Annotated in this window: 12 protein-coding genes; 9 read left to right on the top strand and 3 right to left on the bottom strand. The window is 32.4% G+C overall.

The window, feature by feature from the left end; genetic code table 11:
* Positions 1 to 259 precede the first annotated feature (259 nt).
* The 9 genes from ccoN to CHAB381_RS06480 all read left to right on the top strand — a co-directional run bounded on the left by ccoN (position 260) and on the right by CHAB381_RS06480 (position 10,212).
* The gene (gene ccoN / locus CHAB381_RS06520) at positions 260 to 1,726 is read left to right on the top strand and encodes a cytochrome-c oxidase, cbb3-type subunit I (protein ID WP_012109251.1); all 1,467 of its coding nucleotides are present in this window, start codon (positions 260 to 262) and stop codon (positions 1,724 to 1,726) included.
* An 11-nt stretch (positions 1,727 to 1,737) separates the two neighbouring features.
* Positions 1,738 to 2,406: a cytochrome-c oxidase, cbb3-type subunit II gene (gene ccoO / locus CHAB381_RS06515; protein WP_012109250.1), complete on the top strand. Its 669-nt coding sequence runs from the start codon at positions 1,738 to 1,740 to the stop codon at positions 2,404 to 2,406.
* Between the two features lie 14 nt (positions 2,407 to 2,420).
* Positions 2,421 to 2,642, top strand: coding sequence for a cytochrome c oxidase, cbb3-type, CcoQ subunit (locus CHAB381_RS06510; RefSeq protein WP_012109249.1), 222 nt, complete (start codon positions 2,421 to 2,423; stop codon positions 2,640 to 2,642).
* Positions 2,643 to 2,645: 3 nt separating this feature from the next.
* Complete coding sequence (locus tag CHAB381_RS06505; protein ID WP_012109248.1) at positions 2,646 to 3,560, top strand: c-type cytochrome; 915 nt, start codon at positions 2,646 to 2,648, stop codon at positions 3,558 to 3,560.
* Between the two features lie 11 nt (positions 3,561 to 3,571).
* Positions 3,572 to 3,790, top strand: a complete 219-nt coding sequence (locus CHAB381_RS06500; protein WP_012109247.1) for a DUF4006 family protein — start codon at positions 3,572 to 3,574, stop codon at positions 3,788 to 3,790.
* A gap of 107 nt (positions 3,791 to 3,897) precedes the next feature.
* The gene (locus CHAB381_RS06495) at positions 3,898 to 4,548 is read left to right on the top strand and encodes a TPM domain-containing protein (protein ID WP_012109246.1); all 651 of its coding nucleotides are present in this window, start codon (positions 3,898 to 3,900) and stop codon (positions 4,546 to 4,548) included.
* Positions 4,545 to 5,033, top strand: coding sequence for a FixH family protein (locus CHAB381_RS06490; protein ID WP_012109245.1), 489 nt, complete (start codon positions 4,545 to 4,547; stop codon positions 5,031 to 5,033). Before CHAB381_RS06495 ends, CHAB381_RS06490 begins: the two co-directional genes overlap by 4 nt.
* Entirely contained in the window at positions 5,033 to 7,444 is a 2,412-nt protein-coding gene (locus CHAB381_RS06485) for a PD-(D/E)XK nuclease family protein (protein ID WP_012109244.1), read from the top strand. Before CHAB381_RS06490 ends, CHAB381_RS06485 begins: the two co-directional genes overlap by 1 nt.
* Positions 7,441 to 10,212, top strand: coding sequence for a RecB-like helicase (locus CHAB381_RS06480; protein WP_012109243.1), 2,772 nt, complete (start codon positions 7,441 to 7,443; stop codon positions 10,210 to 10,212). The genes CHAB381_RS06485 and CHAB381_RS06480 overlap by 4 nt, the downstream gene beginning before the upstream one ends.
* A gap of 1,313 nt (positions 10,213 to 11,525) precedes the next feature.
* On the opposite strand, the gene CHAB381_RS06475 is transcribed toward CHAB381_RS06480, so the two are convergent.
* Genes CHAB381_RS06475 through CHAB381_RS06465 form a run of 3 tightly spaced genes read right to left on the bottom strand, consistent with a single transcriptional unit; the run spans position 11,526 to position 14,595 of the window.
* Positions 11,526 to 13,361 (bottom strand): primosomal protein N', encoded by a 1,836-nt coding sequence (locus CHAB381_RS06475; RefSeq protein ID WP_012109238.1) that lies wholly within the window; start codon positions 13,359 to 13,361, stop codon positions 11,526 to 11,528.
* 6 nt (positions 13,362 to 13,367) lie between these two features.
* Positions 13,368 to 13,769 (bottom strand): prepilin-type N-terminal cleavage/methylation domain-containing protein, encoded by a 402-nt coding sequence (locus CHAB381_RS06470; protein ID WP_012109237.1) that lies wholly within the window; start codon positions 13,767 to 13,769, stop codon positions 13,368 to 13,370.
* Positions 13,770 to 13,824: 55 nt separating this feature from the next.
* Positions 13,825 to 14,595: a phosphatidylserine decarboxylase gene (locus tag CHAB381_RS06465; RefSeq protein WP_049752860.1), complete on the bottom strand. Its 771-nt coding sequence runs from the start codon at positions 14,593 to 14,595 to the stop codon at positions 13,825 to 13,827.
* Positions 14,596 to 14,620: the final 25 nt, after the last annotated feature.

The following is a 14,620-nucleotide window of genomic DNA, read 5'->3' as shown; positions in this document are numbered from 1 at the left end:
ATAAATATCAAAAATTTCAACTTATATTTGCGCAATTTAAAATTTTATATTTTTCGTATCCGATAAAGTCAAAATGCGATTTTTGTTAACGGTGCTGAAGATTAAAATTTTATATTTATATTCGACAAATAGCAAAAAATATTTATTAAACTAAAAATAAACATAAATTTAATAGTTTAAGCAAAATCATAGTTTGTTATCATTATAATTACATTTGTGTGTTTAAAAAAGCAACATTTAGAAATCTTAGGAGGATTCAATGCAACCAGGAAAAGTGTTGGAATACGATTACACAATCGCAAAATGTTTCTTGTTCACAACTCTTGCATTTGGTATCATCGGAATGCTGATTGGCGTTTTAATAGCCTTTCAAATGGCGTTTCCGGATCTTAATTACCTTTTGGGAGAGTACGGAACATTCAGTCGCCTTAGACCGTTACACACAAATGGCGTAGTCTACGGCTTTATGCTTTCAGGTATATTTGCTACATGGTATTATGTAGGTCAAAGAGTTTTGAAAGTATCTATGGGTGAGTCAAAATTCCTAAAAACTATAGGATGGCTTCACTTTATTCTTTATGTAATTGTTATACTTTTAGCTGTTTTTTCACTATTTGCAGGTGTTACAACTTCAAAAGAATACGCGGAACTCGAATGGCCGATAGATTTATTGGTCGTTGTTGTTTGGGTTTTATTCGGTATGAGTATTTTCGGTCTCATCGGAATAAGACGTGAAAAAACTCTATATATTTCAGTTTGGTATTATATCGCTACATTCTTAGGCGTTGCGATGTTGTATCTATTTAATAATATGGAAGTTCCTACATATTTTGTAGCAGGTGTCGGCAATTGGTGGCACTCTGTATCAATGTATTCAGGTACAAATGACGCTTTAGTTCAATGGTGGTGGGGACACAATGCCGTCGCATTCGTTTTCACAGTTGCAATTATTGCTCAAATTTATTATTTCTTACCAAAAGAAAGCGGACAACCTATTTTCTCTTACAAGCTTTCGCTTTTTTCATTCTGGGGTTTGATGTTTGTTTATTTATGGGCAGGCGGACACCACTTGATTTATTCTACCGTTCCTGACTGGATGCAAACTATGGGTTCAGTATTCTCAATTGTGTTAATTTTACCAAGCTGGGGTTCAGGTATCAATATTTTGTTGACAATGAAAGGTGAATGGAATCAATTAAGAGAAAGTCCACTTATTAAATTTATGATTTTAGCTTCTACATTCTATATGTTCTCAACACTTGAAGGACCGATTCTTTCAGTAAAATCTGTAAATGCTTTGGCTCACTTTACTGATTGGATTCCTGGACACGTTCACGATGGAACACTTGGCTGGGTCGGATTTATGACAATGGCAGCTATGTATCATATGGTTCCAAGAATGTTCAAAAGAGAGTTATACTCTAAAAAACTTATGGATGCACAATTCTGGATTCAAACAACAGGTATAGTTTTGTTTTTCTCATCAATGTGGATCGCAGGTATCACACAAGGTATGATGTGGAGAGCAACAGACGAATTCGGTAACCTTGCTTACAGCTTTATTGATACTGTATCTGCTTTGCATCCTTATTATATTATAAGAGCTGTCGGTGGATTACTATACTTCATAGGTTTAGTAATGTTTGTTTATAATATTTTGAAGTCAGTCAGTTCAGGTAGACGCTTGGAAACTGAGCCTGTTAGCGCTTCACCTATGGCAGCGTAAGGAGGAAAGTTATGTTTAGTTGGTTAGAAAAAAATCCATTCTTTTTTGCAGTCGCTGTTTTTATTATTATTGCTTATGCAGGTATTGTTGAAATTTTGCCTGATTTTGCAAATAGTGCAAGACCGATAGAAGGCAAACAACCTTATACAACCTTACAACTTGCAGGAAGACAAGTTTATATAGCTGATAGCTGTAATGCTTGCCACTCACAACTTATAAGACCGTTTAAATCAGAAACCGATAGATACGGTGCTTATTCAAAAAGCGGCGAGTTTGTTTATGATAGACCATTTTTGTGGGGTTCAAAAAGAACAGGTCCTGATTTAATGCGTATAGGTAAAACAGGAACTACTGATTGGCATGAAAATCATATGAAAGATCCACTTTCTGTAGTGCCTGGATCTGTAATGCCTGCGTATAAGCATATGTTTGTAAAAAATGCAGACATAGATACCGCTTATGCTGAAGCTGTTACAGTACAAAAAGTTTTTGGTGTTCCTTATAACAAAGAGGGCATGACAAAACTCGGTGCTACACTTGATGAAGAAAAAGCTGCGGTGATGGCAGAGGCGAAAGTAATTGTTGATCAAATGAAAGATCAAGATGTAAAAGATGCGTTTAAGAATGGCGAAATAAGACAAATTGTAGCCTTAATCGCATATCTAAATAGCCTAAAATAAGAAAGGCTTGAACGATGAGTATGGAATTTATCCGCGAGCTTCAAGCTTATGGATTTATATTTTTTATTATATTTCTTTGCGTAGTGCTTTATGGTTATTATTACCATTTATATAAAAGCGAAAAAACAGGTCGCAGAAATTATGAAAAGTATGGAAATTTAGCACTTGATGATAATATCGGTGATGAAATTTTGGAACCAAAATCATCGCAAGAGGATGCAAAAAAGGAGCTATAAATTATGGAAAAATCTTTTTTTAATTTAAGTGATAATGTAAATACACTTTCACTTTTGGGAGCTTTATTGATTTTGCTTATTAGCTTTTTTGTTATAAAAGGCTATTTTAACAAAATGAAAGAAAAATCAAATAAAGAATTGTCAGGTGATACATGGGATGGCATTGGTGAACTTCATAATGATTTACCGGTAGGTTGGGCTATCACATTTATCTTATTGATTGTTTGGGCTATCTGGTATTTTATGATGGGATATCCTTTGAATTCATATTCTCAAGTAGGTGAATACAATGAAGAAGTTGCAGCTCATACAGCAAAATTTGAAGAGAAATTTGTAAATGCCGATCAAGAAACTCTTGTTCAAATGGGCGAAGGAATTTTCTTTGTTAAATGCTCACAATGTCATGGTGTTTCAGGTGACGGAATAAACGGCAAAGCAAGAGATTTAAGCAAATGGGGAAATGAAGAAGGTATTTATAATACTATTATAAAAGGATCAGCAGGTCTTGGATATGGTGGTGGAGTTATGCTTCCAATGGGAAATGGTCTTATACAAAATGAAGATGAAGCTAAAGCTGTTTCAGCTTATATAGCTAAAGAAATTTCGGCTGTTAAAACTACAAAAAATCCTGAACTTGTAGATCAAGGTAGAGAACTTTATGCAAATACTTGTGCCAGTTGCCACGGTGTAGACGGCAATGCGGAGGCTAGCGGAATGGGAGATATTTATCCGAGCATTTCAAATTACGGATCAAGCAAATTCGTAGTAGATGTGCTAAATCGCGGTAAAAAAGGTACTATCGGAGCAGAAGATGGTGTAAAAGATGGTATCGGCGAAATGCCTAATTTCCATAATATGTTAAATGATACTCAAAAGAAAGCAGTCGGCGAGTTTATCATTTCTAATTTTGCAAAATAAAGGAGCATAAAATGGAAAATACAAGTAGACATATATTCGGATTGAACGGAATTACCGGAATGCTAATCGCAACTGTTTTGTTACTGACTATTTTAGCAGGACTTACATATCTTGGAATTTTGGCGCAACAATCAGTTGCAGAACAACCATATAGCTATACAAATGCTGAGCAGGTTAAACAATCAAGCAGTATAGAAGTGGCAAAAGAGACAATGAAAATTAAGGAGTAAAAAATGGCATCTTTAATGGAAAAAATCATTGTAGTTGGCTTGGTGGTTTTGGCTGTAATTACTGCGTGGTCAGTTTTGACTCCAAATCATCTTTTCATCGGCTGATGATGAAAGTATTTAAGTTTAAGGGCGGTTTTTTAATCGCCCTTTTTTTAATTTTGGCTCAAAGTTTAAGTGCTGATAATTTTGTAATAAATAATGACAAAATTTTAAGCAGTCAAGTAAGCTCTGAACTGGAAACAATCGGTGCTGAATTAAAATCAAAAACAGGCGTTGGTTTATATGTTGCCGTCTTTGAAAGTTTATACAAAAACGCTGAAAATATGGCGCCGAATAATCTGAAAGAACAAGATATAAATCAAGCGTTAAATAAAAAAGCGGGCGAATTAACTTCAAAATTTTCTCAACCTTATATTTTGCTGATTCTAGTCCAAAAAGAGCATAAGATAAAAATTTTTAATTCAAAAGGTGCGGACACATTATTTGATAAAGAGCAAGTGCTTAGCCCTATGCCCAATAGCGGCACAATCATTCCTATTTTGGTATCTAAAAAAGGAAAGGATATATATAATGCCGCTGTATTGAACGGGTATGCCGATATCGCCGATCAGGTTGCAAGTAGCCAAAATGTGAAACTCGCAAGCTCTATCGGCAACGCAAATAAAAATGTTTTAAACGGTATCAGGTTTATTTTTTACGGCACAATAATTTTAGTCGTCGGCGCGTTTGTTTTCAGAAAATTTAAAGGTAAAAAATGAACGAAAAAAATAAAAAAACTTTTTGGCCTTACGGCATTATATTAGCGATTTTCGCGATAATTGTCGCGTGCATTGTAACGGTTATAATTTCGCTTGATTATCCGGTTTATAAAGATAATTTTTATTTTGATCAATATCAGGATGTGGATAATAACTACAACGAAATTCAAATTTCACAAGCAAAATTTGATAAAAAATACGCAGTGGAGTTTATACCTGGAAATGCCAAAGTAGGACAAAATTTTAATGCAAAATTTAAAATTACACCAAAAGATGGATTAAATTTAAAAGATTTAAAAGCTCAAATTCTATTTACCAGACCGGACAGTTCGAAATTCGATAAAAAGTTTGAAGCCAAGTTAAAAGACAATATTTTTGAAGCGAATTTTATTCCAGGCAAACCTGGCAGATGGCAAATTTTAGTTAAAATCACAGATACAAAAGATACCGGTTTTTTCAAATTTGAAATAAAAGCGGATAAATAATGCAGCTTTTCGTATTTTCCACAAGGCGAAAAATCAGAGCGTTTTTAGATAAAACCTGCGAAAACGAACTTCTTCAAAAAACAGCTTCATTAGGCGAGTTTTTCGGTAAATGTGTCAAAGTGAACAAACTTTGCAAATGCCAAAAAATAGAGCAAATTTTATTTATGCGTGAAGCTTGCAGAGTTGTAAAACAGGCAAATGAAACGTTGAAATTTCCTTTGGAATTTTACGAGTTTATGAAAAACAGCGATTATCTTTTCTCTTTTTTCAAAGAACTTGCCGCGGAGAAAAAAAGTATAGATGATCTTGATATTAATGATACATACGCCAGTTATAGCGAACATTTAAAAATTTTATCTCTTGTGCTTGAAAATTATAAAAGTCTATTGAATCAAAACGGCTTTTTTGATGAAATAACGCTTCCTTATATTTATGAAATAAATCAAAAGTTTATTAAAAATTACTCTAAAATTTTCATTGAAATTGATGGAATTTTATCAAATTTTGAATTTGAAATTTTAACTGAAATAAGCAAAATTTGCGATGTTACGGTAAAATTTCAGGTAAGCGGATTAAATACGAAGCTGGTTCAAAAATTTAGAGAGTTTTCAGGTGCAGATTTTGACAATGAAAAAATTTATGAGCTTAATTTAAGTAAAAAAAAGATAGAAAATGTAAAATCCGCCCCTCAAAATTTAAAGGTTTCGCTTCGCGCATTTTCTTTAAGAAGTTTGCAATGCGCCTTTGTATTTGAAAAAATTTCAAGCTTTATTCAAGCAGGAATTAATCCTAAAAATATCGCCGTGATACTTCCTGATGAAGATTTCGCCGAGATTTTAATAGCGCACGATAAGGCGCTTGCAAATAGAATGCTGAATTTTGCAATGGGTGAAAAATTCAGCAGCAGCGCTTTTTTTCAGATTTTGGAAAAATTTACGAATCTTGCTAAAAACGGTATTTTTATTGATTTGAAAGATCAGGATAATACTCAATGGAGTGAAAATACGGTATTTTTTCAAAAAAATCTGATAGATGCCGATTTATATGAAAATTTTATGAAAAATTTCGGTATGTGCGCAAATTTTGAAGTATTCAAAGAGATTATTCTGCAAATCGCCGAAAATACAAAAAATGCGGATAAAATTTTGGCCGAACCTCTGTTTGAAATTTCTATTTTAATGCAAAAAAACAAATCGGCAAATCTGACTTTCGGTAATCTTTGCGAAATTTTACTTTCTTTACTCAGTGAAATTAAAATTGATGATGTAAGTGGCGGCGAAGTAAGTGTACTTGGCATTTTGGAAAGCAGGGGAATGAAATTTGACGGTGTTATTATAATCGATTTTAACGACGATTTAATTCCAAAAAGAGTAAGCGCCGAGATGTTTTTAAGCAGTAAAGTTCGTGCGAAAGCAGGGCTGATCGGGCACGAAGATAGAGAAAATTTGCAAAGATTTTATTATGAGAGTTTGATTAAAAATGCGAAAAAAGTTGCGATAAGCTATCAGGAAAATGAAGATAAAATTGTTTTCAGATTCGCGAAAAAATTTGACATTATTGATGATACGGATTATAGTGATGAAGCATATCTGCACGTTTTTGCGAATAGAAAAAATAAGATTTTTTCTTTTTTACAAAATGATGATCCGGTTTGCAAATCAAAACTTTTTGACGACGCACTTTCTTTCAGCAAACTTGATGTTTTTTTGTCTTGCAAACGCAAATATTATTATGCTTATTTGGCGAATATAAAAGAGCCCAAAAAGCTTGAAACGCAGTTGGATTTTGCTTCAAAAGGCTCTTTAATTCACGAAGTTCTACAAAAAATTTATAATGATTTCGGAACTTTTAATGAGCAGAAATTCGCAGAAGTTTATACACAAATTTCAAAAAAATACATAATCAGTGATTTTGAAAGAGAGTTGAGTTTTTACCGTATAAAAAAAGTAAATGATGAAATTTTTACTGATTTTTTAAAACAGGGTTTTAATTTTGAAGCTGCTGAAAAACAAATGGAAACGGAGTTTTGCGGAGTAAAAATAAAAGGCAAAATCGACAGAATCGATAAAAATAAAAACGGAGAAACGCTTTTGAACGATTATAAAAGCGGTAACGTAAACGATAAATCATATCAGCTTGCTTTTTATAAAGCTCTTCTTGGGCTTGACGACAGCACGCAAAGTTATTTTATATCCATAAAAAATTGCGCAAAAATACCTTCTAAATTAGGAATAAATGTTGCGTATGAAAGCAAAGATAAAATTTATCCAAGTTTAAAGGATTTAATTTTTTCTCTTAAATTGAGCGCACAAAATGAGATGAAATTTTCGCGCAGCGATTATTTTGAAAAAGAAGCTAAAGAGTGTGATTTCTGTCCTTATAAAATCATCTGCAAAGGAGAAATCGCGTGAGCTTTTTAAATGAAAATAATCGTTATGAAGCTTTGCAGGCAAGTGCAGGAAGCGGAAAAACTCACGCTTTGACGAAAAGATTTGTTGAGCTTATGCTTGACGGGGCTTTGCCGAATCAAATACTTGCGATAACCTTTACAAAAAAAGCTGCAAGCGAGATGAAATCGCGTATTGTAGAGGCTTTTTTGGACCTTGAAAATTCAAAAATTTTGCATGATGTGATGAATGATTTCGGCGAAAGCAAAGAGCAAATTTTAAATCGTCGTGATAAATTAAAAGAAAAATTTTTAAATCAAAATCTTAAAATTTATACGTTTGACGCTTTTTTCAGTTCTATTTTAAGGGCATTTGCTCTAAATTTAGGGCTTAGTTCAAATTTTAGCGTTGATGATAGTATTACAAGTATTCAAAACGAAAAATTTTTAAGTGAAATTTCAAAAAATGAACAAACTTTAAAAAATTTTGTAAGATATATTTTTGAGCGTGAGAGAAGTGATACTCAAGTTTATGATGATTTGGATAAATTTTGGAAAAACAATATTTCGCTTAAAAAAATTACTGACGCAAAGATACCAAGCAGCTTGGATTTTGAAAAGGAACGTGATAAATTTATAGATTATTTCGTATCTCTCGGGCTTAAAGAACGCGGCAAAAAAGCGCTTATAAAATCGCCGAGAGAGTTTTTAAAAATCACTCCTTTTGAAAGAGGATTTGATTACGGGGATTATAAAAAATCTTATAATAAAGATGAAACTAATAGAATAGATGCTATGTTTGAGTGCGTTAAAAAGGCGCTTAAAAAGTATTTCGACGATTTGGAAGCATACAGCAAAAGCGGTCTTGCAGGTTTTTTGGAAACTTATAGAAAAGCCAAACATGATGTAAATAAAAAACTTGATTCTGTTAGTTTTGCCGATATTTCATCTTTGGCGTTTTATATTCTTTGCGGAGAAGGTAAAATTGATTCTGATGCCCTTTATTTTCGCCTTGATGAGCGGATCACCCATCTTTTGATTGACGAATTTCAAGATACAAATATAACGCAATACCAAATTTTACTTCCTTTGATTGATGAGATCGTCTCAGGGCTTGGCACGTCTTTGGGAAGTTTTTTTTATGTCGGCGATATAAAACAGAGCATTTACAGATTTCGCGGCGGCAAAAAAGAAATTTTTACCGATTTAAAAAATAGATACGAACAAATCGTATATGCGGACGAATTAAAAAATAATTATCGTTCGCTTCCTATTCTTGTGGATTTTGTAAAGGAAAAATTTATTACAAAATATGAAAATAAATTTGAAGCCATTGCCGTACAAAAAAGCGGCGGATTCGTAAGAGTTGTAAGTACAGAAAAAGACGAAATTATAAAAAATATCGTAAATCAGGTCATTTGGCTAAAAGCACACGGCGAAATAGAGGAAAATATCGCTATTTTGTGCTGGCAAAATAAAGAAGCCGATACTATAAAAAATGCGCTGAATGACGCTAAAATCGATGCCAATACACAAAGTTCCGTTCAAATTTCAAATTACGCTTTGGTTAGAGCAATTTTGGAATTTATAAAATTTTGCATTTTTGACGAGAAAATTTATGCTGAAAATGTAAAAACGATTTTGGGTTTTTGTGCCGATAAGATTGATATAAATATGAAACAAAGCGTGCCCGATACGCTAAAAAAAATCTGTAAAATTTTAAAAATAAATGAAGCGGACGAAAATATTTTGTATTTTTTTGAAATCGCCAACGGCTATAAAAATCCGGTAGAGCTTATATTTGCCGATATAAAAACTGAAATTTTTTCCAAAAATACAAACGGCGTAAAGATTATGACCGTGCATAAGTCAAAAGGTCTTGAATTTCCGAACGTAATATTTTGTGATAAACTCGGTAAAGATAGAGCAGATTGCAGCGACTTTTTGTGTGAGTTTAATTTCGATTTATTTAATGGAAATAATTTTAATGAGTGTTGGGAAGTAAGCCAAAAAATAAAATGCAAAGAAAATATCGATAAAAATTACGGAAAATTGCTTGAAAAAGTGCAGGAGCTTGACAGTAAGGAGATTATAAACGAACTTTATGTAGGAATGACAAGGGCCGAAAATTCGTTGGTTATCATAAAAAATAAAATAGACAATAATAGCAACGACATTTCTTATTTCGATAAAATTTTAGATATCAAAGATGGCGAAATCGGCAAGTTCGAACCTGCAAAGCGGAAAATTTCAAAACAAAAAACTTACAGAAGCGAAAAAATAATCCTGCAAACGGTATCGCCGCAAAATGAAAAAAAAGATGATGAATCAAACGCTACATACGCAAATTTGGATAAAATTTATTTTGGTGAGGCTGTGCATTATGCTTTGGAAATGAGCGAAAATTTCAGCGTAAATGAAATAGACGAGCTTATAAATCTTACTAAAAACTGTTACGGACAATTTTTAAACAATCAAAATTTTACGGATTTAAAAAATCGACTGAAATTTTTGTTTGAAAATAAACAGTTTAAAGAAATTTTAAAAGACGGTGAGAGTTTAAAGGAACAGCCTTTAAAATTTAACGGTAAATTAAAGCAAATGGATCTTTTAGTGCGAAAAGACGGTGAGTTTTGTATTGTGGATTATAAGACTTCGTGTGAATTTGAAGAAAAAAATATCAATCAGGTAAACGGCTATAAAAATGCGATGAAAACGCTTTTCGGCGAATATAAAATTTCAGCTTTTATAGTTTTTTTACTAAAAGATTGCGCTCAAATTTTAGAAGTTTGATTTAAAAGAGTGTGAAATAAATTTTTAAAATAAATTTGTTAATATAATGTTTTCAGCTAAAATTTTTTAAAGTTCAAAAATTGATTTTATAAGTTTTTGAAGTTTGTAATTAAATATTTTAATAATCAAAAGGGCGGTAAATTCTAAATTCCAGCCCGTTTCTTTAAATAATTTTTTCAAAATTCTTATCATTAAGTGTAATTTTATATCTTTACCTTTTAAATACTTGGAATAAATTTATAAAAAGCCTAAAATGATTAAAAATTTAATGTATAAATTTTTGCATTTTTGGATAAAAGTAAGAAAATTTTTATTGTGTAAAATTTTAAAAATATTTTTTGTGCGTATAAAATTTAATGAATTATCCGAAATTTTTTATTTTCTGATCTTAAACAAATATGTAAAAATGTAAAAAATTACGCTGATTATAATTAAAATTATGCTTAAAATAGCCGCCTTTTTTATATCTCCGTCAAAAGTCGCATTATAAATTGCAGGCGATATCGTATCGGTTTTACCGATTATATTTCTGCCAAGCAGCAAACTTGACCGCTAAATAAAATGAAGCTTACGATTTTGCATTGTGCCATAATTCAAGTCTAATTTTTGGATACATGGGAAGCGTAAAATTCAAATCAGGCGAAAAATCTTTAAAAAAGCGGTTGTGACGTAATTTAATGCGATAAATTTTGCGCAAACGATTTAAAAGAAATTTATGAATATAGAAATAAATTTTTTAAAAATTCTATAATTTTAGCAAGCGGCGGAAATTTACAAAATTTGAGCGAATTAGCAAATATTGCAACGGCGTCATAACTTCGGCAGCTTATAATGCAAAGCCGGCAAATGTAAAAGTAAAAATTTTTTAAGATGCTGTTTAAAATAAAATCGGTTTTAATGTTTTGGCATTTTTTGTCGGTTTGTTCGTAAAATTTCAGTTATTAAAATTCTTGCGGTTTTTAGATAATCGTGCCGGTAATCTTTACAAAAACTTTATAAAATAAAAAATTACGTTAAAAATTACAAATACTTAAATTTAAGATTTTAAAAATTGATTTTTAAAATAGAAATAAAATTCGCCTCGAAATTTAATATCTTTAATAGAGCCTGATTTTTAAAAATTTCGGTGAAATTTAGTTCCAACCTTCAAAATTTTACATCGATAAACAATAATTTTTTGGCTCTTTGCAGGATAATTTTTAAAATTTGGACTCCAAAATTTTAAAAGATAAAATTTGTTTTAGTTGAATTAAAAAAAAATTGTTTGCAGCTGAAATCAAAAATCACTGTTTTTTCAATAAATTAAATTTTGCTTATCCGAAATTTACAGGATCTATGTCGATTTCCGTATTCGGCAGATGTTTTATAGCATTAGCCGCGTTTATAAGCGGAGTGTGAGAATTCGCTCTGATTAAAATTTCAAAGCGGAATTTTCCTGCCAAAAACTTTGTTCCGGCTTTACCATGCCCGATTATGCTTATATTCTGGCAAGTTTTTAAAATTTCTACCGCTTCGTTTAAAATTTCAAGTCCTGTTTTTTCATTTTTATTTGAAATCAAAATCCGTAAGAGCCTTTTAAACGGCGGATAAAGGTTTTTTCGATACTCTTTTTCGTCGTTTAGAAATTCATCATAATCATCAATATAACTTTCAAAAAAATCGCGCTCACCGGTTTGCAATATAATTTCTCCTTCTCCGTTTCTGCCGGCTCGTCCGGCTACTTGCATAGCAAGAGCCAACGTTTTTTCGCGCGCGCGAAAATCTGGATAATTCAGCTGATCGTCAAGTCCTAAAATCACGGCAAGAGCCACATTATGATAATCGTGTCCTTTGCTGAGCATTTGAGTGCCCACCAGAATGTCGATTTTTTTGTCGTTAAATTCACTTAAAATTTTTTCAAGCTTTTTTTGTGTTGTGATTTCGTCTCTATCGAATTTTGTAATTTCGGCGTTTGGAAAATTTTCCTGCAATACTTTTAAAATTTCACTAGTTCCGATTTTTTTGGCTTCAAAAGTTTCGCTTTTGCATTTTTGACATCTTGCTTTGTAAAATATGGAATATCCGCAGTAATGGCATTTTAAAGCATTTTGATCGGCGTGATAACTTAATCCCAAATCGCAAAACGGACATTTCATAAGCGCTCCGCAACTTTTGCAAATCAGATATCTGAAATTTGCGCGCACAGGCACGAAAACAATTACTTGCTTATCCGCTTCCAAAGCTTTTTTTATATGAGAAATTACGGTTTTAGAGACTTCCCCGATATTTTCATCATAAATAAAACTTTTTTTGCTTTCAAAAAATGTGCCTTTAAGTCTGTAAAACGGTTGTTTGCCTATTGTAGTCAGGCTTGGTGTGGCTGAGCCTAAAACGACTTTGACGCCCATTTTTTTTGAAGCGAAAAGAGCCAAATCTCTTGCGTTATATCTTGGTTTTTGACCGGATTTATAGCTATCGTCATGCTCTTCATCGACTATTATAATTCCTAAATCGCTAAACGGCAAAAATAGCGCAGAGCGTGCTCCTGCTATTATTTTTATATCGCCTGATTGAAGTTTTTCCAGAATTTCACATTTTTTTGCTTTTGTGATTTTAGAGTGCCAAACGCCTAAAGATTCCCCGAAATAATTTTTAAGGCGCTTTGTCATTTGCGGGGTCAGCGCGATTTCAGGCATTAAAAAAAGTGCCTGATTATGAGTTTTTAACGCATTTATGATGAGATTTATATAAATTTCACTCTTACCGCTTCCAGTGTCTCCAAAAATTAGACTTGAATTATGGCGCAATGCAAAATCGTAAGCTTCGTTTTGTTTGGCGGTCAAGTTTGCTGATTTGGTAAATTTAAAAGTTTTAAAGCTTTGTGAAATCAGCGGCTCGAAGATTCCGAAAGCTACGCCGATTTCACAAGTATAATAGTAACTTATAAATTTTGCCAGTTCGCACTGAAATTCGGTAAAACGAGTTTCACAAACTTCTAAAATTTCTTTTGTCTTAAATTTCGGCTCATCACAAATGCTTAGTATTACACCTGACTTTTCACTGTTTTTAAGACTTATTTTGACTATTTTAAAATTTGAAATTTGAAGTATGGAAGAATAAATCAGCGGTTTTTGGTTTGAGCCCAAAACCGCTATTTTGTAAAAATACATTAAAAATCAGTAGCCGAGCATATCACAAGCCGTGCCTGTGCATGTTATATTTCCGTTAGTCGTGTCATATGTAAAATTTGCGCATTTACCCGCCGCTACGCAGCCTTTAAAACTATTTGCGTTTTGTGCGTCTTGTGTCCAGCCATTTTTATCGTTTCCTGCTTTTATGCCGCCTTGAACGACATTTGAGAAATTAGCTCCCAATTCAGGCCATCCTATATTTCCTCTCATCATATTTTGAGATCTTTTTAGCGAAATTCCGCTTCTTATAGAAGCCAAATCGCCACGCATTTTAGCAATAGTGGCATCATCTCTTGTGGCAGCCAGGCGAGGAACGGCAATACCTGCTAAAATTCCTAAAACAACAATAACAAATATAAGTTCAATCATTGTAAAAGCTTTTTTCATAATAAATCCTTTGATTTAAAATTCTTTTAATTATATTATATTTTGTGTAAAAAATCTATAAATTTGAAATTTTCGCCAAATTTTGACCGAATTTTATACTTTCGCCACGGTTACACGAAAATTTCAAGCTCTCATTTTCAGCGATTATTACGATAGTGGAACCCAACTCAAAATTTCCCAGATGTTCACCCTTTTTTATTTTTAAATTTTCGTAGTTATATTTTGAAATTTGACGATTTTTGGCGTTTGTTTTGATTCTGTCGTCAAAATCGAATTTCATTTTTCCGACATTCAAAGCTCCCACAAAAACAAGCCATAAAAATGCGTCATTAGCCATTTTACACTTTAAAATCACGCGCTCATTTTTCTCATACACTCGTGGAATTTTAAGTAAAACTTTTGCCGCTACGCTATAAAGATCAGCAGGAATATAAAGCGCTGAAAGCACTGAAATATCACAAGGTGCGTGATAATGATGATAATCTTTCGGTGAAAGATAGATATTCGCATACTCGAAATTTTGCTTTTTTTGCGGTGCGAGTTCGCCTAAAAGCTCTTTTATGTCGTATTCACGCCCTTTTATGCTGAAAGCTTTAAAACTTTCGCTTTTGCCGCATTCAAAAATCATTCCATCGCTTGGACTTATAAAATCATTCCGTAAATCGGAAAAATCACGCTGTTTTATTAATGAACGTGTAAAAAGCTCATTTAAACTTTTATAGTTTTCTACGTTTTTAAACTCACTCATATCGATATTAAAAGCTTTTATATATTGTTTATTTATAAAATTTTGTAACTTGCTCGGAAAATGAAAATTTGCCAGCATTCCAAAAATTTTTGATACAAAATTT

This window comes from Campylobacter hominis ATCC BAA-381, from assembly GCF_000017585.1.
GTDB classification, from domain to species: Bacteria; Campylobacterota; Campylobacteria; order Campylobacterales; family Campylobacteraceae; genus Campylobacter_B; species Campylobacter_B hominis.
This window is presented reverse-complemented; position numbering and strand designations above follow the sequence as displayed.